An 808-nucleotide genomic window follows, 5' to 3' on the forward strand; every position below is an offset into this window, starting at 1 on the left:
CTTGCGACACTCTCCGCTAATTTTAAGACGAACAGTACTCAGTACTGTTCTTAATCATCTCGCCAAAACCTACCAGAGTATGGTGTTGGTTTATTAGCGCTGATTTTGTGGGGATCCCTCAGCGCTTCAGCGTGTATCTGTAAGTACATCCGTTATTGTGAACCGTCATCGGTTTCTGTTATTAAATCCTCCAGCGTTTTGATGACAGTCTCACGAGAGATATCTTCTCCAGGCGTGTTGAGACGACATCCGGATTTACCGATAAGCCGTTGGTGTTTATCCTGCATAAATGTAAATGTTTCGATACTCATAAAAATGAAGGATTCCTGAGAATTGTATTATTGGTTTGGCGGAGGGGCTATAACACTGAAAAAGTCGAGAGATATTATCATCTAAGCTTATATCGATTTTTATGAGATCTGGCTAAACGCCGTCATCAATATTGTTCAGGATACACTATGGAAGTTATGGATTTTATTCTTCAGGCTCAACAGAGCTGTCTGAACGCTTTAGTTGCTATAGAGATTGACCCGACAAAGAGTACTGTAAAGATACAGTGGTGTTGGAATACGGATCAAGGTGAACAGACATATGAACGTGCTATTTTGCTTAAAGAACTGAACTATGATGAGGCTATAACCATTTTCTTTTCTCGCTGCAAGAGAGAAATGGATAGATTACATGGTCGTGACGCAGATTTAGTGGTAATGATTGATCGTCAGATACCATCCGATGATCTTATCGTGCATTTCTTCTGACTTTGAGAAGCAGATAGTCTTGCGGGTCAACCGTTTAAGATGGGTTCGCA

2 protein-coding genes are annotated in these 808 nt (G+C 40.8%); both read right to left on the reverse strand.

Features of this window, described 5'->3' with window-relative positions:
* Positions 1 to 152: 152 nt before the first annotated feature.
* Entirely contained in the window at positions 153 to 311 is a 159-nt protein-coding gene (locus LPW36_RS17670) for a hypothetical protein (protein WP_230611898.1), read from the reverse strand.
* A gap of 387 nt (positions 312 to 698) precedes the next feature.
* Positions 699 to 808, reverse strand: a 110-nt coding sequence (locus LPW36_RS17675) for an IS1 family transposase (protein WP_230608631.1), incomplete at its 5' end; no start/stop codon positions are given.

It is taken from the genome of Limnobaculum eriocheiris (assembly GCF_021010575.1).
In the GTDB taxonomy this organism is placed as follows: domain Bacteria; phylum Pseudomonadota; class Gammaproteobacteria; order Enterobacterales; family Enterobacteriaceae; genus Limnobaculum; species Limnobaculum eriocheiris.